This is a genomic window from Azospirillum sp. TSH20, assembly GCF_003115935.1.
Taxonomy (GTDB): Bacteria; Pseudomonadota; Alphaproteobacteria; order Azospirillales; family Azospirillaceae; genus Azospirillum.
The window spans coordinates 156,490-176,510 of record NZ_LGQU01000003.1 but is presented as its reverse complement, the minus strand read 5'-3'; the positions used below and the strand labels follow the sequence as shown (position 1 = coordinate 176,510).

Genomic DNA, 20,021 nt, shown 5'->3' with positions numbered 1-20,021 from the left:
TCGGCGGGAAGGCGCCGGCAGCCCCGCCGATCACGATGTTCTGCGGGGTCCGGCGCTTCAGCCACATGGTGTAGACGAAGATGTAGAAGCCGATGGTGACCGCCAGCAGCGCCGCCGCCGTCCAGTTCACCGCCAGCCCCATCACCACCACAGACAGAACCGACAGGGTGACGCCGAAGCCCAGCGCCTCCGCCGGTTCGACCCGGCCCGACGGGATCGGCCGCTTCACCGTGCGGGTCATCACCGCGTCGATGTCGCGGTCGTACCACATGTTGATGGCGCCCGACGCGCCGGCGCCGACGGCGATGCACAGGACGGCGACCATCGCCAGGAAGGGGTGGATGTGGCCGGGCGCCAGCACAATGCCGGCCAGCCCGGTGAAGACCACAAGCGACATGACCCGCGGCTTGAGCAACTCGATGAAGTCACCGGCCGACGCCCCTCCGGTGTGGTTGAGCGTCAGTTCGTTCGTCACGTCCGTCATATCATGTCCTTGTCTTCTAACCCCGGGTCCGTCACCCCGGCGCCCTCAACACCGGCGCCCATTTTCGGGCTGCTCGGCTCTGTCCTTTTGATCGGTCGGGCGCCTCCTCGCGGCGACGCCCGCCCGTTAGCATGCTTACTTCACCTGCGGCAACGTTTCGAACGCATGGAACGGAGGCGGCGAGCTGACCGTCCACTCCAGCGTACCGGCCTGCGGCCCCCAATAGGCGCCCGGCACCCGTTCACCGCTGCGCAGGGTCTTCCAGGCGATCCACACGAACAGCAGCGTGGAAGCGAAGGAGATGTAGGCGCCCAGCGACGAGATCATGTTCCAGCCCCAGAAGGCGTCCGGGTAGTCCGGGATGCGGCGCGGCATGCCCGACAGGCCCAGGAAGTGCTGCGGGAAGAACACCAGGTTGACGCCGAGGAAGGTGGTGTAGAAATGGACCTTGCCCCAGAACTCCGGATACTGGCGCCCCGACATCTTGCCGATCCAGTAGTACCAGCCGGCGAAGATCGAGAACACGGCACCCAGCGACAGCACATAATGGAAGTGGGCCACGACGTAGTAGGTGTCGTGCATATAGTTGTCGAGACCGCCGTTCGCCAGCACCACGCCGGTGACGCCGCCGACGGTGAAGAGGAAGATGAAGCCCAGCGCCCACAGCATCGGCACCCGGAATTCGATCGACCCGCCCCACATGGTGGCGATCCAGGAGAAGATCTTCACGCCGGTCGGCACCGCGATGATCATGGTGGCGGCGGTGAAGTAGGCCTTGGTATCGACGTCCAGCCCGACCGTGTACATGTGGTGCGCCCACACGACGAAGCCGACCACGCCGATGGCGACCATGGCGTAGGCCATGCCGAGATAGCCGAACACCGGCTTCTTGGAGAAGGTCGACACGATGTGGCTGATGATGCCGAAGGCCGGCAGGATCATGATGTAGACTTCGGGGTGGCCGAAGAACCAGAACAAATGCTGGAACAGGATCGGGTCGCCGCCGCCTTCGGGATTGAAGAAGGTCGTGCCGAAGTTGCGATCGGTCAGCAGCATGGTGATGGCGCCGCCCAGCACCGGCACCGCCAGCAGCAGCAGGAAGGCCGTCACCAGCATCGCCCAGACGAACAGCGGCATCTTGTGCAGCGTCATGCCGGGCGCGCGCATGTTGAAGATGGTGGTGATGAAGTTCACCGCGCCGAGGATCGAGCTGGCGCCGGCCAGATGCAGGGCGAAGATCGCCATGTCGACCGATGGCCCGCTGTGACCCAGCGTCGATGACAGCGGCGGGTAGATCGTCCAGCCGGTTCCGGCGCCGGTGCCGACGAAGGCGGAGCCCAGCAGCAGCAGGAAGGCCGGCACGATCAGCCAGAAGCTGATGTTGTTCATGCGCGGGAAGGCCATGTCGGGCGCGCCGATCATCAGCGGCACGAACCAGTTGCCGAAGCCGCCGATCAGCGCCGGCATCACCACGAAGAACACCATGATCAGGCCGTGCGCCGTGATCAGCACGTTCCACATCTGGCCGTCGGAGACGAACTGCAGCCCCGGCGACTGCAGCTCCGCCCGCATGATGACGGAGAACAGGCCGCCGATCAGCCCGGCGATGACCGAGAAGATCAGATAGAGCGTGCCGATGTCCTTGTGGTTGGTCGAATAGAACCAGCGCTGCACGAAGCCGGGGACGTGATGATCGTCATGCCCGTGCCCATGATCGCCAGCATGCTCCCCATGTCCCGGTGTGGCGTTTGCCATGTCTCTACCCTTTGTCGCTGTCCCTGGCCGCCGTCCGATCCGGTTCGTTCGGACGTCCGGCGGCTGGGTGGGTTCTTCTTATCGCGTCGTCCCTCTGGCGGGCGTTGCGACGTCCGCTTGTTCGACCCGCGTTTACTCGACCAGCGTGCCGGTCGGGCGCTGCGCCACGTCGCGGTCGCCGTCCTTCGGCGCGAAGGCGGTCTTGGCCTTGGCGACCCAGGCGTCGAACGCTTCACGGGACACGGCTTCCACCGCGATCGGCATGAAGCCGTGGTTGGTGCCGCAGATCTCGGAGCATTGGCCGTAATAGACGCCTTCGCGCTCGGCCTTGAACCAGGTCTCGTTGATGCGGCCGGGAACGCCGTCCTTCTTCAGGCCGAAGGAGGGAACCGCCCAGGAATGGATCACGTCGCCGGCCGTCACCAGCACGCGCACGGTGGTGTTCACCGGAACGACCACGCGGTTGTCGACCTCCAGCAGGCGCTTCTGGCCGGGTTTCAGATCCGTCTCGGGGATCATGTAGCTGGAGAAGGTGATGTTGCCGTGATCGGGATATTCGTAATCCCAGTACCACTGGTGGCCGGTGACCTTGATGGTCATGTCGGCCTGCGGGATGCGTTCCGCCGCATAGAGCAGCTTGAAGGACGGAACGGCGATCACGATCAGGATGATGACCGGAACCACGGTCCAGGCGACCTCGAGCAGCGTGTGGTGCGAGGTCTTCGACGGGACCGGATTCCTCTTCGCGTTGAAACGGACGACGCAATAGGCCAGCAGGCCCGCGACGAGGATCACGATCAGCGTGATGATGACGGTCAGCAGGTCGTTGAACGAGGTCATCAGGTGCTTGACCGGCGAGGCGGAGGGCTGCATGCCCATCTCCCACGGCCGCGGCTCGTTCGCCAGGGCGGTCGTCACGCCCCAGCCCCCTACCATCGACAGCACAGCCGCCAGGCCGGCGGCGTACAGGCTTTGCCTTCTCATCCCCAACCCCTTCTTAGCCGCGACGCTCGTCATGGCACGCGGTCGTCTCTTCCCGCCGACGCTCCCTCCGCCCTGTTGGTCCGGACCGTTTTCTGTTCGCGCGGTCCATGGTTGGGCTTATCAGCGAACGCCAGTTTATGCAGGGATCACGCCATCTTAGCGCGACATATACCCGCAGCCGGAGCTTATCCCCGCGCCCCGCTGGGTTACAAGCCTTTCCTCTCTTCCACTGTATGCATAGACTTTTCCTCACATTCGGATGGGCCGTGTGGATAAAGGTTGAGCGCGGATTGTGGTCATGCCATGCGACATTCCGCCGCAGTCCGTTCGACAAGCGGATTTTTGCAGGAATTGGGGCTGGAAAGGATGTGAGGGCGCAGAGACTGCGGCGCGCAGGATTATTGCAGCGCTGGAGCGCGACTCAGTGGGTAAGGATGGGGGAGGTTCGGGCCTCGGGCCAGATGAGCGAAGGTGATAGGCGCTTGCCCCCACCTCGATCCTCCCCCGCTGGGCGGGGGAGGAAGGCCGGTGCTTGTTCGGGAGAGTGGCGGCAGTCCCTCCCCCGCTCAGCGGGGGAGGTTAGGTGGGGGTCTAACTAGCCCGTGAAGAACAGCTAAACTGCTGCAGCCGCGCCCCTCAATGCCCCCCGACCAGCACCTTGCGAATCCGGCGCACGCCCGACCAGACGAAGGCGATGACGATGGGGATCATCACCCCCACCAGCATGTCGGGATCGACCTTGAACCCGAAGCCCTTCAGCCCCTTCGCCGCATAGCCGACGATGCCGACGAGGTAATAGCTGATCGCCACCACCGACAGCCCCTCGACCGTCTCCTGCAGGCGCAGCTGCAATTGCGCACGGCGGTCCATGGATTGGAGCAGTTCGGCGTTCTGCCCCTCCACCGCGATCTCCACACGGGTGCGCAGCAGGTTGCTGGCCCGCGCGACGCGCTGCGACAGCGAATCGAGACGCTGCTCCACCGCCTCGCAGGTGCTGATCGCCGGGTTCAGGCGGCGATCCATGAACTCCTGGATGGTCTGCAGCCCTTCGATCCGGATCTCGCGCAGTTCCTCGATTCGCCGCTCCACCAGCTCGTAATAGGCGCGGGCGGCGCCGAATCGATAGGCGGTCTCTGCGGAGATCTGCTCGGTCTGGGCCGCCAGCAGGGTCAGGCGGTCCAGCAAGTCACGCTCGTCCTGCAGGTCGCGCAGGCTGGCGATGCGGGTGGTGACGTCGGACAGCCCGGCCTCGATCGGGCCGATGCGGGGCAGCACGCCGCGCGCCATCGGCAGGGCCAGCAGGGCCAGCACGCGATAGGTCTCGATCTCCAGCAGCCGCTGGACGACGCGGCCGGTCTGGCGCGGAGTCATCGAATGGTCGGCAACCAGCATCCGGGAGAATCCATCGCCATGGATGCGGAAGTCGGTCCAGGCGGTCGCCGACCGGCCGGCGATCCGCGACCCGACATAGCTCTCCGACCCGAACATTGCCGCCATCATGTTGGGGGACGGCTCCGGCTGGTCGGGGGAGAGCACGGCGACGTGGATGCCGACCAGCAGTTCGCCCGGCAGCCCGGCCAGCCAGTCGCGCGGCAATGCGTGCAGCGCCGGTTCCAGGAAAGGATCAGCCAGGGAGCCTGCCGGCATGGCGCTGGGGCGGAAGACCGTCCAGGTCGAGAACTCTGTATGCCGCTCCCACTTCAGATGGAAGCTGCCGAAGGACGCGCTGTGGTGGGTGGCGCCCTGCGGCGGGCGGACCACGCCGGCCCAGTCGCACAGCGCCTCCAGGTGGCGGCGGTCGGCCTCCGCCGCGCCCTCCCCCGACAGCATCGCCAGCATGGTGGCGCGCACCGGCGCGGTCAGCGATTCGGGCGGCCGGGCATGGACCTCGTTGGTCAGAGTCTGCCGCAGCGGATGGTCCCGCAGCGGACGCGGCCCGGTCATGCCGGCACCGGTTCCGGAGGCGCCGGCGCGGTTGAGGCTATCCGTGGTCGTCCGCACCGCTCCGTCGCCCATGCTTTCCTCCGCCATCCCAGCACCGTACCGTGAGGTTACACAATCCGGCATCGGCGAACTTGCCGGATCGCGCCAGCGTCGCCACACTATAGTCAGTCCGTTAGAACACATCGTACGGCGCGGCGCGAGACCGCCCGCCATGACATTGTGTCCTACCATGGAACAAGGCCGGCACAAGCCATCAGGCCGGGCAGACCGGGTTCCGCCCCATCACAGGTTCGGAGTTTTCATGAGCGCGCTTGCCGTCACCGACGATCTCTTCTTCAACCGCGCCGGCATGGACCGCGCCCGCGTGGAAGGCGTCGTGCAGGACGCCCTGCACAGTGCCGACGATGGGGAGCTCTATCTTGAATACGCCCAGAGCGAGTCGCTGGGCTGGGACGATGGGAAGCTGAAATCCGCCAGCTTCGACACCACCCAGGGATTTGGCCTGCGCGCCATCGCCGGCGAGGCGACCGGCTACGCCCACGCCAGTAACCTGTCGGAAGAGGCGATCCGCCGTGCCGCCGCCACCGTGCGCGCCGTGCAGGCCGGCCACACCGGCACGCTGGCGGAGCCGCCGGCCGGCACCAACCGGGCGCTCTACATCCCCGACAACCCCCTTCACCTCGTCCCCTTCGAGGAAAAGGTGAAGCTGCTGGCCGACATCGACGCCTATGCCCGCGCCAAGGACGAACGGGTGCGGCAGGTCAGCTGCTCGATCAGCGGCGAATGGCAGGCGGTGCAGATCATGCGCGCCGACGGCGTGCGCGTCGCCGACCTGCGCCCGCTGGTCCGGCTGAACGTCTCCGTCGTGGTGGCCGAGGGCGACCGGATGGAGACCGGCGGCTATGGCGGCGGCGGCCGCGTCACCTACGAACACTACATCCAGCCGGAAACCTGGCGCGGCTTCGTCGACGAGGCGCTGCGGCAGGCGCTGGTCAACCTCGCCTCCGTCCCCGCTCCGGCCGGCGAGATGACGGTGGTTCTGGGCAGCGGCTGGCCCGGCATCCTGCTGCACGAGGCCATCGGCCACGGGCTGGAGGGCGACTTCAACCGCAAGAAGACCTCCGCCTTCTCCGGGCTGATGGGCCAGCGCATCGCCGCCCCCGGCGTCACCATCGTCGATGACGGCACCATCGAAAACTCGCGCGGCTCCATCAGCGTCGATGACGAGGGCACCCCCGGCCAGTGCACCACGCTGATCGAGGACGGCATCCTGGTCGGCTTCATGCAGGACCGCATGAACGCCCGCCTGATGGGCATGCGCCCGACCGGCAACGGCCGGCGCCAGAGCTTCGCCTACAACCCGATGCCGCGCATGACCAACACGGTGATGCGCAACGGCAACCACACGCCGGAAGAGATCATCGCCTCCGTCAAGAAGGGCATCTATGCCAAGAACTTCGGCGGCGGTCAGGTTGACATCACCAACGGCAAGTTCGTCTTCTCCGCCAGCGAGGCCTACCTGATCGAGGACGGCAAGCTGGGTCCCGCCGTGAAGGGCGCCACCCTGATCGGCAACGGGCCGGACAGCCTGACCAGGGTCTCTATGATCGGCAACGACAGCCGTCTCGACCCCGGCGTCGGCACCTGCGGCAAGGACGGCCAAGGCGTGCCGGTCGGCGTCGGCCAGCCGACGCTGAAGCTGGAAGGCCTGACCGTCGGCGGCACCGCCGCCTGACGCCCGAGGGCATCCCCACTCCCGTGCCTTGAAGAGGGGTCGGACCGTAGATGCGGTCCGGCCCCTCTTCGCATTTCGGGCTTGGAGCGGCCGATTGCATGGGTATCGTCCTTTGGAAGATTTTCAACCTTCCGGATCGGATGATTGCCCATGCATTCGCTTTCGCGCATCTTCAAGTCCGCAACACTCGCATTGGGACTGGCGCTTGTCTCGGCGCTGCCGGGAAACGCCCAGACCGCCCCCACCGCCGAGCAGGTGAGCGCCGCCAAGTCCGCCGGCGCCAACGCGGACCAGCTGAACGCCCGGGTGGTGGTGGCGAGCTATTTCTACGCCTCGACCGACCTCACCTCCGCCCGCTACGCCGATGACTCCAAGGGCATCGATTTCTCCAAGCCGCTGGAGGTGATCGATGTCACCGCCGGCACCAGCTGGTACCAATATGTCCGCACCGGCTACGACAGCATCCGATTCGGCAACTTCTTCTCTCCGGTTGTGACGGCGACGCCCGACTGCCTCGGCATCTCCGGCACCGGCCGGGCCGAGTACAAGGCGGTTCTGCCCGCCGGCCAGGGGCTGAAATCGGTCGCCGCCCCCATCGTCGACAGTTGGACCACCCCCGGCACCAGCGTGCAGACCAAGGGCGGCTGCGCCCAGGTCGTGGTGCCGAACACCGTCAAGGCCGGCGTCGCCAGCGGCGGACTGGTTCAGTAGGGTCGTGACCAACCACCGCCGTCGCTGTTCTCCCGATGGCGGCGGAGGTCCAGACTGGCCGCCGCCTTTCGCAACGGAGTCCCGCAATGCCCGACATCGCCACCACGGACGAGCTGTGCCGCCGGATCGCGCAGGCCCAGGCCGGGGTTGCCGCGCTGGCACGGCGGGAGCCGGAGAACAGCTGGCTGACCAGCATCCAGCGCCAGCTCGACTATGTCGGCGGCGCGGCGCGCGACGGAGCCAAGCGGCTGGACCGCGCCGACGAGCTGAATTTCGGCTTGCTCGCCTCCCATTATGTCGACGATGTCGATCCGGCGCTGGCGACCGAACTGCATGCCATCAGCGACGCCGCGCGCCGGTTGTTTGGCGGCTGAGTTGGGTCTGACCGGGGGCTGAACGCGATTTTGTTCTGGCGTTCCCGCCACCCCGCTTCGATGATCGGCCATCCGGACGGCACGGCCGAACCCGTGCCCCTCGAAGAAAACCGATCACGGGAGACGTGCGATGGCGACGGAATCGACTGCTGGCTTGGCCCTGGTTTCCACCTTCTGCCCCGACCGGGTCGGTCTGGTCTCCGGCGTCACCAGCCATCTGTTCGAACAGGGCATCAACCTGCGCGACGCCACCTTCGCTTCGCTGGGCAGCGGTGCGGAGTTCTCCGCCGTTTGCGAACTGCCCGACGGCCTGACTGTGGCGGAGCTTCAGGCCAGTCTGTCGTCCCTGCCCGTCCTGGCCGGTGCCGAAGTGAAGGTCAGCCCCTTCGTCTTCGACCCGCAGCCCGGCCCGCAGGCGCTGATCACCCACCGCGTCGAGGTGTCGGGCGGTGACCAGCCCGGCCTCGTGGCGCGTCTGTCGGAGATCTTCACCCAGTTCGACGCCAACATCGTCCGTCTGGACGCGCAGACCCTGCCCGACCGTGCCGGCGAACGCTACGTCCTACGCTTCTCGGTGTCGATCCCGGCGGAGCGGGCGGAGGTCTGCCTGTCGGCGGTGGCCAACACGGCGGAGACATTGGGGCTGACCTGCCGGACGGAAGCGCTTTGAAGGGGTGCTGTACGCCCCCTCCCCATCCCTCTCCCGCGTTAGCGGGGGAGGGTTAGGGAGGGGGCAATATCTTGCTCCCCACTCACCCATGCAGAACCTTCAGCCCCAAGATCCCGCCGATGATCGCCGCGATGCACAGCATCCGCAGCGCTCCGGCGGGTTCGCCGAACAGCATCATCCCCAGCACCGCGGTGCCGACCGTGCCGATTCCCGTCCACACCGCATAGGCGGTCCCCAGCGGCAGGCTCTTCAGCGCCGCCCCCAGCAGCAGGATGCTTGCCAGCATCGCCGCGGCGGTCAACACGCTCGGAACCAGACGGGTGAAGCCTTCGGTGTATTTCAGGCCGACGGCCCAGCCGATTTCGAAAAGACCGGCGAAGAACAGCGTGACCCACGCCATGACGGTACCTCCGTCTTGGAATGGCGGGGTCGTCCCCACCCGGATACCCTCTGCGATCGGCGGGGTCGTCCCCGCGGGCCAGACCGCAGATAGGACAGGCTGTCCGCGGGGTCAAGGCACGCAGCCAAGGTTGCATCACCGTGCCGGCCCGTGCAGGATGGGGTTCCTGAATGGTTCCCCCTTCGCCGCTGGTGGCGCTGGGGGCTTTCGACATTGGACAGCAATGACCGAAAACGGCAACCCCCCGGCTTCCAAGACACAAGCTCCCGAGAAGGCCGAATCGCTTGAAAACCGACGCAAGCGCCTGCGCTTCCGCTCCTGGCACCGCGGCACGCGCGAGATGGACCTGCTGATGGGCAGCTTCGCCGACGCCCATGTCGGCGACTTCGACCACGCCATGCTCGACCGATTCGAGGCGCTGCTGGAGCTTGGCGATCCCGACCTCTATGACTGGATGTCGGGACGGGAGCCGGTGCCGGCCGAGCATGACAATGACGTGATGCGCCTGTTGACGGCATTCCGTTACACACCACGTCAAGGGTCCTGACGGAGCCGCGGCCAACAAGGCTCCCCGACAAGCACTCCCCTTCTCCGAGGCATCCTCCTTTGGTCAGTTACGATCTCCAGCCCGGCCGCGCCGGCCGTCTCCTGATCGGCGGCGCGCCCGAGGGTCATGACGCCCGCATTCTGGCGGAGCTTGCGCAGAAGGCCGGGGCCTATGGCCTGCTGCATGTGGCGCTGGACGACACGCGCTGTGCCCTGCTGGCGGAGGCGCTGGCCTTCTTCGCGCCGAAGCTGGAGGTGCTGACCTTCCCGGCCTGGGACTGCCTTCCCTACGACCGGGTGTCGCCGAACGGCGGCATCGTCGCCCGCCGCATCGACACTCTGACCCGTCTGATCGCAAGGCGCGAGGCGGCGTCGAACCGCGACGGACTGGCGCCGCTGATCGTGTTGACCACCGTCAACGCCGTGGTGCAGAAGGTGCCGCCGCGCAGTGCCTTCAAGAACGCGGTCTTCTCGGCCAAGCTGCGCGACCGCATCGACCTGGAGAAGCTGCAGCGCTACCTCGCCGGCAACGGCTACACCCGCGCCCAGACGGTGCGGGAGCCGGGCGAGTTCGCGGTGCGCGGCGGCATCGTCGACCTGTTCCCGCCGGGCACCGAGGAGCCGCTGCGCCTCGACCTGTTCGGCGACGAGCTGGAGGGGGTGCGCGCCTTCGACCCCATGACCCAGCGCACCACCGACAAGCGCGACAAAGTCGAGCTGAAGCCAATGTCGGAGGTGTTTCTGGACGAGGCCGGGATCGCCCGTTTCCGCTCAGGCTACCGCGAACTGTTCGGCGCGGTGACCGACGACGATCCGCTTTATGAGGCGATTTCCGCCGGCCGGTCCTATGGCGGGATGGAGCACTGGCTGCCGCTGTTTCATGAGAGCATGGACACGGTGCTGGATTACCTGCCGCGCGGCATCGTCAGCCTGGACCATCAGGCCAACGAGGCCCGCGACGCCCGCATCGCCCAGGTGGTCGATTTCCACGCCTCCCGCGATTCGATGATGACCATCGAGAAGCGGGCGGGATCGCCGGTCTACAAGCCGGTGCCGGTCGCCTCGATGTTCCTCGACGCCACCGTCTGGGACGCGCTGATGGCGGAGCGCGCGGTGGCGCAGCTCCAGATCTTCTCCACGCCCCCCGGCATCAAGGGCACGGTCGATGCCGGCGGCAAGCGCGGCCACGACTTCGCCGAGGAGCGCAACCGCCCCGACGTGAACGTCTTCGACGCGGTGAAGGACCATATCCGAGCGCTGCGCGCCGACGGGCGGCGGGTGCTGATCGCCGGCTATTCCGCCGGATCGCGCGACCGCCTGTCCAACGTGCTGGCCGACCACGGGATCCCCGGCCTGGAGCCGGCGGAAAGCATGGAGGATGTGCGCCGCTTCGACCGCGGCATCATCGGCACCATCGTGCTGGGGATGGAGCATGGCTTCACCTCCCCCGACCTCGCCGTCATCACCGAACAGGACATATTGGGCGACCGTCTGGTCCGCCCGGCCAAGAAGAAGCGCAAGGCCGCCAACTTCATCGCCGAGCATTCGGCCCTGCATGAAGGCGACATCGTCGTCCATATGGACCACGGCATCGGCCGCTATGACGGGCTGGAGACGCTGGAGGTCACCGGCGCCCCGCACGACTGCCTGCGCATCATCTACGAGGGCGGCGACAAGCTGTATGTCCCCGTCGAGAACATCGAGGTGCTGTCGCGCTACGGCTCCGAGGACGCCAACGTCCAGCTCGACAAGCTGGGCGGCGCCGGCTGGCAGGGCCGCAAGGCGCGGGTCAAGAAGCGCCTGAAGGACATGGCGGAAGCCCTGCTGAAGATCGCGGCGGAACGCATGCTGAAGAAGGCCGATCCGGTGCTGACCCCGGAAGGCGTCTATCAGGAGTTTGCCGCCCGCTTCCCCTATCCCGAGACCGACGACCAGCTGAAGGCGATCGAGGACATCTTCACCGACCTCGGCAGCGGCCGGCCGATGGACCGTCTGGTCTGCGGCGACGTCGGATTCGGCAAGACCGAGGTGGCCCTGCGCGCCGCCTTCATGGTGGCGATGAGCGGCAAGCAGGTCGCGGTCGTCGTGCCCACCACCCTGCTCGCCCGCCAGCATTTCCGCACCTTCTCGACCCGCTTCAACGGGCTGCCGGTGCGCGTGGTCCAGCTGTCGCGCATGGTCACCGCCCGCGAACAGACGCTGGTCAAGAAGGAACTGGCGGAGGGCACGGCCGACATCGTCGTCGGCACCCATGCCCTGCTCGCCAAGGGTCTCGACTTCAAGCGGCTCGGCATGGTCATCGTCGACGAGGAGCAGCATTTCGGGGTGAAGCAGAAGGAGCGGCTGAAGGAACTGCGCGCCGACATCCATGTGCTGACGCTGACCGCCACGCCGATCCCACGCACGCTGCAGATGGCGCTGTCCGGCGTGCGCGAGCTGTCGCTGATCGCCACCCCGCCGGTCGACCGTCTGGCGGTGCGCACCTTCGTCCTGCCCTACGACCCGGTGGTGATTCGCGAGGCGATCCTGCGCGAGCATTACCGCGGCGGCCAGACCTTCTATGTCTGCCCGCGCATCGAGGATCTGGCGAAGGTGGCCGAGCGGGTGCGCGATCTGGTGCCGGAGGTCAAGATCGTCACCGCCCACGGCCAGATGCCGGCCAGCGAGTTGGAAGACGTGATGACCGCCTTCGACGAAGGCAAGTTCGAGGTCCTGCTCGCCACCAACATCATTGAAAGCGGCCTGGACATCCCCAACGCCAACACGCTGATCGTCCATCGCGCCGACCTGTTCGGACTGGCCCAGCTCTACCAGATCCGCGGCCGCGTCGGCCGGTCGAAGAAGCGCGGCTATGCCTATCTGACCTATGCCCCGAACAAGCCGCTGAACGCTACCGCCCAGCAGCGCCTGCACGTCATCGAAACGCTGGACAGCCTGGGCGCCGGCTTCCAGCTTGCCAGCCACGACATGGACATCCGCGGCGCCGGCAACCTGCTGGGCGAGGAGCAGTCGGGTCAGGTGCGCGAGGTCGGTGTCGAGCTTTACCAGCAGATGCTGGAGGAGGCGGTCGCCAACGCCCGCGCCGCCATGCAGGAGGGTGCCGTCGCTGCTGCGGCGGCGCAGGAATGGGTGCCGCAGATCAACCTCGGCACGCCGGTGCTGATCCCGGAAAGCTACGTCCCCGACCTGACGGTGCGTCTGTCGCTCTACCGCCGCATCGCCGATCTGGTCGACCGGGCCGAGGTGGACGGCTTCGCCGCCGAACTGATCGATCGCTTCGGCAAGCTGCCCGAGGAGGTCGAGAACCTGCTGGACGTCGTCACCATCAAGCGCTGGTGCAAACAGGCCAACATCGACCGGGTCGATGCCGGGCCGAAGGGGCTGGTCCTGGCCTTCCACGACAATTTCTATGCCGAGCCGGCCAAGCTGCTGACCTACATCGCCCAGCATCTGACGTTGATGAAGCTGCGGCCGGACCACAAGCTGGTCTATATCCGCGAATGGCCCGACCCGCAGGCCCGCGTGCGCAGCGTGCAGAAGCTGGTGAAGGATCTGGCGGAGATGGCGTCGGGCGGCGGCGTGCCGCGTGGCGAAACCCCGCCGCCGCCCCCTCCCCCGCCGCCGCCCAAGCCGACCGGCGCCAAGATCGCCTCGCGTTTCGGCACGCCGTCGCGCTTCGGCCGCCCGACCGGACGGCGCTGAAATGGATGAACTGATTCGGAACGCCTCGCTCGCCCGCCGGCTGGCGATTGGCGACCGGCGGACGGTGGGCGACGCCCCTTCCGTCGCCGACGAGGTGTCGGCCGACCGCGGCAAGCTGGCGGAGCTGGTCGGCTGCCTGTTCGACCGCAACGCCAGCGTGCGCATGCGCGCCGCCGACGCGCTGGAACGGGTGTCGCGCGGCAATCCCGGCTGGCTCGACCCTTATGTCGAACATCTGCTGACCGACGCCGTCGCCATCGAGCAGGCGGAGGTGCGCTGGCACCTTGCCCAGATCGTGCCGCGCCTGACCATGACGGAGGAGCAGCGCCACCGCGCCGCCGTCCTGCTGGCCGACTGGTTCGAGAACAGCCCCAGCCGCATCGTCCAGACCAGTGCGTTGCAGGCGGTGGTCGATCTGGCCGAGTCGGACGCCGGCCTGCGCGCCACCTCGGCGGAGATGCTGGGCCGCGCCATGCGCTCCGGCGTGCCGTCGCTGGCCGCCCGCGCCCGCCGCATCCTGAAGCCCTTCGAGGTGGACGAGGCGACGCTGACAGCAGCATTGGTGCGCGAGCAGACCGGCTTGACCCTGACGATCCTGCCCGACCGTCTGGCGGTGGCGCAGCTTCCGCCCGGCAGCGGCCTGCCGGACTGGCTCGACTGGACCGACCCGCTGGTCGGCGCCACCCGGACGGGAGAGGAACTGTCGATCCTCTGCCGCGAGGATCGGGTGCCCGAGGGCGTCAAGGCCGAACGCGGCTGGCGCGCCTTCCGGGTGGAGGGGGTCGTCGATTTCTCGCTGTTCGGCATTCTGGCCCGCATCGCCGTGCCGCTGGCCCAGGCGCACCTGCCGATCTTCGCAATTTCCACCTACAACACCGATTATGTGCTGGTCCGCGCCGACGATCTGGACAAGGCGGCGGACGTGCTGGCGCTGAGTTGCACGGTGAAGCGGTAGGACGCTCGCCGACGCCACTTGCCCCCACCCCATCCCTCCCCCGCTAACGCGGGAGAGGGGGCATGACGCTTGTCAGAGTAACTGAAATGCAGAGCAGCGGAGTTCCCTCTCCCTCGAAGAGGGGGAGGGTTAGGGAGGGGGCAAAACTTTTCCTTTAAGTCCCGCCGCCCTCACGCTGGCTCCGCTCGATGATCTCCTCCCGCTCTCCCATCTCCTCCCACTTCTGCTGAACGGGCTTGTCGGGATCGCCCGACGCCTTGCCGGTCTTGTCGACCAGCTTGTCCTCGATTCGCTGGGCGGCGTCCGACGGCGCGTCGGAGGTCACGGATTTGGAGCGGTCCTGGTCGGCCATGATGGCGGTCTCCCGAAAAGATGGTTGACCACCAAAACACTCACGGCCCGACAAAGTTCACGGCGTCGATCGGAACGCCTCGGCCAGTCGGTCCACCAGGGCATCGGCCTCCGCCGCCTCATACGGTTCGGCATGGCCGGACCCCCACACCGGACCCGGCCATGCCGGATCGCCCCGCGTCCGCCCGATCACATGGACGTGCAGCTGCGGCACCATGTTGCCCAGCGCCCCGACATTCATCTTGTCGGGCGCGAACAGCCGCTCCACCACGCGGGACGCCTGCGCGATCTCGCGCATCAGCGTCGCCTGATCGACTTCCTCCAGCCGGTGGATCTCCACGGCCCCCTCGCGCATCGGCACCAGGATCAGCCAGGGCCACAGCCGGTTGTTCATCAGCAGCACCCGGCTCAGCCCCAGATCGGTCACAGGGCGGGTGTCGGCCCGTAGCCGTTCGTTAAGGGAAAACATGCTTCACTCCATTCATTGCCTGCGCCGGGTGCCGCCGGAGGAATAAACCGGTGGCTGCCCTGTTATAGCCGGCAGTGGCGGGGCAACCGCGAAGCTTGTATAGATTGCCGTGCGCGCCGGGCATACGGCGCAGCGGCATTCGTTGGACGATTGTAGAGTTCGGTCCGAGGACATGGTCGGGGCGGCAACGGTCCCCTTGCGCCATATCCACGGGCCGTATCCATGTTTTCTGGTGCGGCGAGCGAGAACGACCCACATGCGCAAATCGGCCTTTGCGGTTCTGATCCTGGTGATCCTCGGCAACATCGCCTTCTGGGCGCTGTGGAACCGACCGGTGGACGAGCGGTCCTGGGCGGGCGCCATCACCGGCGTCGCCTATACCCCCTTCCACTCGGACAAGAGCCCGTCGAAGGGCGACAAGGCGTCCGCCGAGGACATCGAACAGGACATGGACGCGCTGGAAGGCGCGGTAAAGGCCGTCAGGACCTATTCGACCACCGACGGCTCCGAAATGGTGGCGGCCATTGCCGCCAAGCACGGGCTGCCGGTCACCGCCGGCGCCTGGACGACCGGAAAGCCGGAGATCGACGAGCCCGAACTGGCCGGCCTGATCAAGCTGGCCCGCGCCAACAGCAACGTGCGCCGCGTCCTGGTCGGCAACGAGGCGATCCTGCGCGCGGACCTGACCGTCCCGCAGGCCATCGAATACATCAAGCGGGTGAAGAAGAAGGTCAACGTCCCGGTCTCCATCGCCGAGCCGTGGCACGTCTGGCTGAAGAATCCCGAATTGGCCGACGCGGTCGACTTCCTCGCCGTCCATCTGCTGCCCTATTGGGAAGGCGTGCCGGTCGACCAGTCGGTCGATTACGCCATGTTCCGCTACAACGAGCTGAAGGCGAAGTTCCCGAACAAACACATCCTGATCGGCGAGATCGGCTGGCCGGCCGACGGACCGTGGCGCCGGGGCGCCGAGGCCAGCCAGGTCAATCAGGCCAAGTTCATCCGCAACTTCCTGAACGTCGCCGCCCAGAACAAGCTCGACTACTTCATCATGGAGGCCTTCGACCAGCCGTGGAAGCGGGAGATCGAGGGCACCGCCGGCACCAGCTGGGGCCTGTGGGATTATCAGCGCAACCCGAAGTTCCCGATGATCGGCGGGGTGCACGAGGTCCGCAACTGGGAGATCAAGTGCGCCACCGCCATCGCGCTGGGCTTCCTGCCGCTGGTGTTCTTCCTGTGGCGCCGCAGCGACCTGAAGATCGGCGGCCAGATCTTCTACGGCGCGCTGATCCAGGCGGTGGCCTCCGTCCTTGTCTTCACCGTCAGCGCGGCATCCGCCGCCGGTCTCGCGCTCACCACCGAAATCGCCTGGGGCCTGCTGATCTTCTGCCAGCTGGTGCTGTTCGCGGTCATGCTGATCGACGGCATGGAGCTGACGGAGGTCGTCTGGCAGCACAAGTTCAAGCGCAAGTTCATCCCCTGCTCCGCCGCCCCGCTGCCCAATGCGGCTAAGGTGTCGATCCATGTGCCCTGCTACAACGAGCCGCCGCACATGGTCATGCAGACGCTGGACGCGCTGGCCAATCTCGATTACCCGAACTACGAAGTCCTGCTGCTGGACAACAACACCAAGGACCCGGCCGTCTGGCGTCCGATCGAGGAATACTGCAAGAAGCTGGGGCCGAAGTTCCGCTTCTTCCACCTCGACAACTGGCCGGGCTTCAAGGCCGGTGCGCTGAATTTCGGTCTGGCGCAGACCGCCCCCGACGCCGAACACATCGCCGTCATCGACAGCGACTATCAGGTCCATCCCGACTGGCTGAAGGCGACGATTCCGCACTTCAACCGGCCGGAGGTCGGCTTCGTCCAGTCGCCGCAGGACTATCGCGAGTGGGAACACGACCTGTTCCAGCGCATGACCAACTGGGAATATGCCGGCTTCTTCCACATCGGCATGATCCAGCGGAACGAGCGCAACGCGATCATCCAGCACGGCACCATGACCATCATCCGCAAGTCGGCCCTGGAAAAGGTCGGCCGCTGGGGTGAGTGGTGCATCACCGAGGACGCCGACCTCGGCCTGCGCCTGTTCGAGCATGGCTATGAGGCCGTCTATATGCCGGAGAGCTACGGCAAGGGCCTGGTTCCCGACAGCTTCTCCGCCTACAAGACGCAGCGGTTCCGCTGGGCCTATGGCGCCGTGCAGATCCTGAAGCACCATTGGCGCCAGCTGTCGCCGGGCGCGAAGGAGCTGACGGCCGGCCAGAAGTACCATTTCATCACCGGCTGGCTGCCCTGGTTCGCCGACGCCGCCCACATGATCTTCGGCATCGCCGGCATCATTTGGTCCATCGGCCTGATGGCTTTCCCCAAGTACTTCGAGTTCCCGCCGAACGTCTTCATGATCCCGACGCTCAGCGTCTTCGCCTTCAAGGTCGGCGCTTCGCTCTGGCTCTACGAGGCGCGGGTGAAGTGCGGCTTCTGGGACAAGGTCGGGGCGGCGGTGGCCGGCATGGCGCTGACCCATACGGTCGGCCGCGCCATGTGGCTGGGCATCTTCACCTCCGGCCGGCCCTTCGTCCGTACGCCGAAGTGCGAGAACCAGCCGGCGCTGATGCAGGCCTTCCTGATGGCGCGGGAGGAGTTGGTGCTGCTGGTGTCGCTGTGGGGTGCGGCGCTGGCCATCGTCATGGTCTTCGGCCACGAGAACCGCGACGCCTTCATGTGGTCGGGCCTGCTGGTGGTGCAGTCGCTGCCCTATCTGGCGGCCTTCATCACCGCGCTGATCAACGTCTTCCCCACCATCGGCTTCGGCAAGAGCAAGCCGGAAGCCGCCGACGGCGCCGTGAGTGCCGGGGCCGGCGACTGACCAATGGGGGCCGGCGCTTTCGAATTGACGAAAGCGCCGGCTCTGCCAGACTTGACCGCCAGGGAGAACCAAACCCGGGAGGCGGCTCATGTCCGGCAATCTCACCTCCGGGCGCGGCATCGGCCCGCCGGAGTTCAGCGTCCGCACCACTGCAGGCGTCGAGCGGAGCGGCAACGCCACCGACCGCAACAGCCGCCGCAACCCCCGCCAGGAACGGCACGACCGCGAGCAGGAGCGGCGCGACCACAACCCGCCCAACCCGCAGCGCCGCCGCCTCTATGACCTTCTGTTCGACGAGGTCGACCAGTTCGACGGGTTGGACGAGCGTCAGCGGACAAGGCTGAAGGACAATCTCCGGAGCCATCTGTCCAGCCGAGCACCGCCACCTCCGGCCGCTCCACCCCCGGTCCACCATGACGAAGAGGCGCTGGCCGAAGCCCTGCTGAAGGATCCGGCGGCAGAGGTCCCCGTCGATCCGGAGCACATCGTCCAGGCTGCAATCGCCGCCGCACCGGAGATGGATCCGGAAACCGCGCGGCTGGCCGAACAACTGCGCGACTGCCTATCCCGCAACAGCGACCGCGCGCGCAAGGTGGCGGTCTACCTGCACCTGCTGCTGACGCTGGAGGGAGCCTTCCGGCCGCATATGGTGGTGGATGTGTAGGTGTGGCGTTGGTGAGGTGTTGGCTGGCTGATGCCCCCTCCCCATCCCTCCCCCTCTTCGAGGGAGAGGGGGCAGGACGCTTGGCGACGTAGGTTATTCGTGAAGCCGCGGAGTTCCCTCTCCCACCGAAGGTGGGGGAGGGTTAGGGAGGGGGCATTTGCCTTCCGCAACTCCATACCCCCCAAACAGAAAAGCCCCGCCTCCCTTGCGGAAGGCGGGGCTTTTCAACCCACATACCCTACTAAGCCTCACTCCGGAGTGGAGGCTTCGCCGTCGGCTTCCGGGGTGCCCATCATCGCATCGGCGACCAGACCGGCGTTGCCGCGGATCTTGGCCTCGATCGCGTCGGCCATCTCGGGATTGTTGCGCAGATAGGTCTTGGCGTTCTCGCGACCCTGGCCGATGCGGGTGCCGTCATAGCTGAACCACGCGCCCGACTTGTCGACAACGCCGGCCTGGATGCCAAGGTCGAGCAGTTCGCCCACCTTCGATACGCCCTCGCCGTACATGATGTCGAACTCGACCACGCGGAACGGCGGGGCCATCTTGTTCTTCACCACCTTGACGCGGGTCTGGTTGCCGACGACGGTGTCGCGGTCCTTGATCGAGCCGATGCGGCGGATGTCGAGACGGACGGAGGCGTAGAACTTCAGCGCGTTGCCGCCGGTCGTCGTCTCCGGATTGCCGAACATCACGCCGATCTTCAGGCGGATCTGGTTGATGAAGATCACCAGGCAGTTCGACTTGGAGATGGAGCCGGTCAGCTTGCGCAGAGCCTGGCTCATCAGGCGGGCGTGCAGGCCGACATGGCTGTCGCCCATCTCGCCTTCCAGTTCGGCGCGCGGCACCAGCGCGGCGACCGAGTCGACCACCAGCACGTCGATGGCGCCGGAGCGCACCAGCGTGTCGGCGATCTCCAGCGCCTGCTCGCCGGCATCCGGCTGGGAGATCAGCAGTTCGTCGATGTTGACGCCCAGCTTGCGGGCATAGGACGGGTCGAGCGCGTGCTCGGCATCGACGAAGGCGCAGGTACCGCCGGCCTTCTGGGCCTGGGCGATGGCGTGCAGCGCCAGCGTCGTCTTGCCCGAGCTTTCCGGCCCGTAGATTTCGATGATGCGGCCCTTCGGCAGGCCACCGATGCCCAGCGCGATATCGAGACCCAGGGAGCCGGTGGAGATGACCTCCGTCTCGACCAGGTTCTCACGGGCGCCAAGCTTCATGATCGAGCCCTTGCCGAACGCGCGTTCGATCTGGCTCAGGGCGGCATCGAGCGCCTTCTGCTTGTCCATGGAATCCTTCTCGACCAAACGAAGCTGTGCGGACGACATGCCCGGTACCCCTCTCTTAGAACACACGGTCGGCGCTCTTGCAACGAGGCTGAATGTACTCTCTTCGTTCTCGTTTGCAA

17 protein-coding genes are annotated in these 20,021 nt (G+C 66.6%); 9 read left to right on the top strand and 8 right to left on the bottom strand.

The window, feature by feature from the left end:
* The 4 genes from TSH20_RS02090 to TSH20_RS02075 form a co-directional block, all read right to left on the bottom strand.
* Window positions 1–484 (bottom strand): UbiA family prenyltransferase (locus tag TSH20_RS02090; RefSeq protein WP_199232428.1); only part of this gene is annotated, 484 nt, incomplete at its 3' end.
* A 135-nt stretch (window positions 485–619) separates the two neighbouring features.
* The gene (gene ctaD, locus TSH20_RS02085) at window positions 620–2,239 is read right to left on the bottom strand and encodes a cytochrome c oxidase subunit I (RefSeq protein WP_199232075.1); all 1,620 of its coding nucleotides are present in this window, start codon (window positions 2,237–2,239) and stop codon (window positions 620–622) included.
* 132 nt (window positions 2,240–2,371) lie between these two features.
* A complete protein-coding gene (gene coxB / locus TSH20_RS02080; protein ID WP_109073164.1) occupies window positions 2,372–3,223 on the bottom strand; it encodes a cytochrome c oxidase subunit II in 852 nt (283 codons plus the stop codon).
* Between the two features lie 636 nt (window positions 3,224–3,859).
* Entirely contained in the window at window positions 3,860–5,239 is a 1,380-nt protein-coding gene (locus tag TSH20_RS02075; protein ID WP_247871541.1) for a DUF3422 domain-containing protein, read from the bottom strand.
* A 229-nt stretch (window positions 5,240–5,468) separates the two neighbouring features.
* Between TSH20_RS02075 and tldD the strand changes: the two genes are divergently transcribed.
* From tldD to TSH20_RS02055, 4 genes are all read left to right on the top strand, one after another.
* Window positions 5,469–6,902 (top strand): metalloprotease TldD, encoded by a 1,434-nt coding sequence (gene tldD / locus TSH20_RS02070; RefSeq protein ID WP_109073163.1) that lies wholly within the window; start codon window positions 5,469–5,471, stop codon window positions 6,900–6,902.
* A 150-nt stretch (window positions 6,903–7,052) separates the two neighbouring features.
* Complete coding sequence (locus TSH20_RS02065) at window positions 7,053–7,613, top strand: polymorphic toxin type 46 domain-containing protein (protein ID WP_109073162.1); 561 nt, start codon at window positions 7,053–7,055, stop codon at window positions 7,611–7,613.
* Window positions 7,614–7,699: 86 nt separating this feature from the next.
* A complete protein-coding gene (locus TSH20_RS02060) occupies window positions 7,700–7,987 on the top strand; it encodes an immunity protein Tsi6 family protein (protein ID WP_109073161.1) in 288 nt (95 codons plus the stop codon).
* Between the two features lie 130 nt (window positions 7,988–8,117).
* A complete protein-coding gene (locus TSH20_RS02055) occupies window positions 8,118–8,657 on the top strand; it encodes an ACT domain-containing protein (protein ID WP_109073160.1) in 540 nt (179 codons plus the stop codon).
* A gap of 82 nt (window positions 8,658–8,739) precedes the next feature.
* On the opposite strand, the gene sugE is transcribed toward TSH20_RS02055, so the two are convergent.
* Window positions 8,740–9,057 (bottom strand): quaternary ammonium compound efflux SMR transporter SugE, encoded by a 318-nt coding sequence (gene sugE / locus TSH20_RS02050; protein ID WP_109073159.1) that lies wholly within the window; start codon window positions 9,055–9,057, stop codon window positions 8,740–8,742.
* A gap of 223 nt (window positions 9,058–9,280) precedes the next feature.
* Here sugE and TSH20_RS02045 point away from each other — a divergent pair, with 223 nt between their 5' ends.
* The 3 genes from TSH20_RS02045 to TSH20_RS02035 are packed head-to-tail and all read left to right on the top strand — an operon-like array spanning window position 9,281 to window position 14,260.
* Window positions 9,281–9,604: a succinate dehydrogenase assembly factor 2 gene (locus TSH20_RS02045; RefSeq protein ID WP_109073158.1), complete on the top strand. Its 324-nt coding sequence runs from the start codon at window positions 9,281–9,283 to the stop codon at window positions 9,602–9,604.
* A 59-nt stretch (window positions 9,605–9,663) separates the two neighbouring features.
* Window positions 9,664–13,305, top strand: a complete 3,642-nt coding sequence (gene mfd, locus TSH20_RS02040) for a transcription-repair coupling factor (protein WP_109073157.1) — start codon at window positions 9,664–9,666, stop codon at window positions 13,303–13,305.
* A 1-nt stretch (window position 13,306) separates the two neighbouring features.
* Window positions 13,307–14,260: an ACT domain-containing protein gene (locus TSH20_RS02035; protein WP_109073156.1), complete on the top strand. Its 954-nt coding sequence runs from the start codon at window positions 13,307–13,309 to the stop codon at window positions 14,258–14,260.
* A 154-nt stretch (window positions 14,261–14,414) separates the two neighbouring features.
* On the opposite strand, the gene TSH20_RS02030 is transcribed toward TSH20_RS02035, so the two are convergent.
* Together TSH20_RS02030 and TSH20_RS02025 are read right to left on the bottom strand one after the other, a co-directional pair.
* Complete coding sequence (locus TSH20_RS02030) at window positions 14,415–14,612, bottom strand: hypothetical protein (RefSeq protein WP_109073155.1); 198 nt, start codon at window positions 14,610–14,612, stop codon at window positions 14,415–14,417.
* A 57-nt stretch (window positions 14,613–14,669) separates the two neighbouring features.
* Window positions 14,670–15,080, bottom strand: a complete 411-nt coding sequence (locus tag TSH20_RS02025) for an HIT family protein (RefSeq protein ID WP_109073154.1) — start codon at window positions 15,078–15,080, stop codon at window positions 14,670–14,672.
* 256 nt (window positions 15,081–15,336) lie between these two features.
* Here TSH20_RS02025 and TSH20_RS02020 point away from each other — a divergent pair, with 256 nt between their 5' ends.
* Both TSH20_RS02020 and TSH20_RS02015 read left to right on the top strand, forming a co-directional pair.
* Window positions 15,337–17,949, top strand: coding sequence for a glycosyltransferase family 2 protein (locus tag TSH20_RS02020; RefSeq protein WP_109073153.1), 2,613 nt, complete (start codon window positions 15,337–15,339; stop codon window positions 17,947–17,949).
* Between the two features lie 88 nt (window positions 17,950–18,037).
* Window positions 18,038–18,613: a hypothetical protein gene (locus tag TSH20_RS02015; RefSeq protein ID WP_109073152.1), complete on the top strand. Its 576-nt coding sequence runs from the start codon at window positions 18,038–18,040 to the stop codon at window positions 18,611–18,613.
* Between the two features lie 248 nt (window positions 18,614–18,861).
* On the opposite strand, the gene recA is transcribed toward TSH20_RS02015, so the two are convergent.
* Window positions 18,862–19,941, bottom strand: coding sequence for a recombinase RecA (gene recA / locus TSH20_RS02010; protein WP_085089587.1), 1,080 nt, complete (start codon window positions 19,939–19,941; stop codon window positions 18,862–18,864).
* Between the last annotated feature and the right edge of the window lie 80 nt (window positions 19,942–20,021).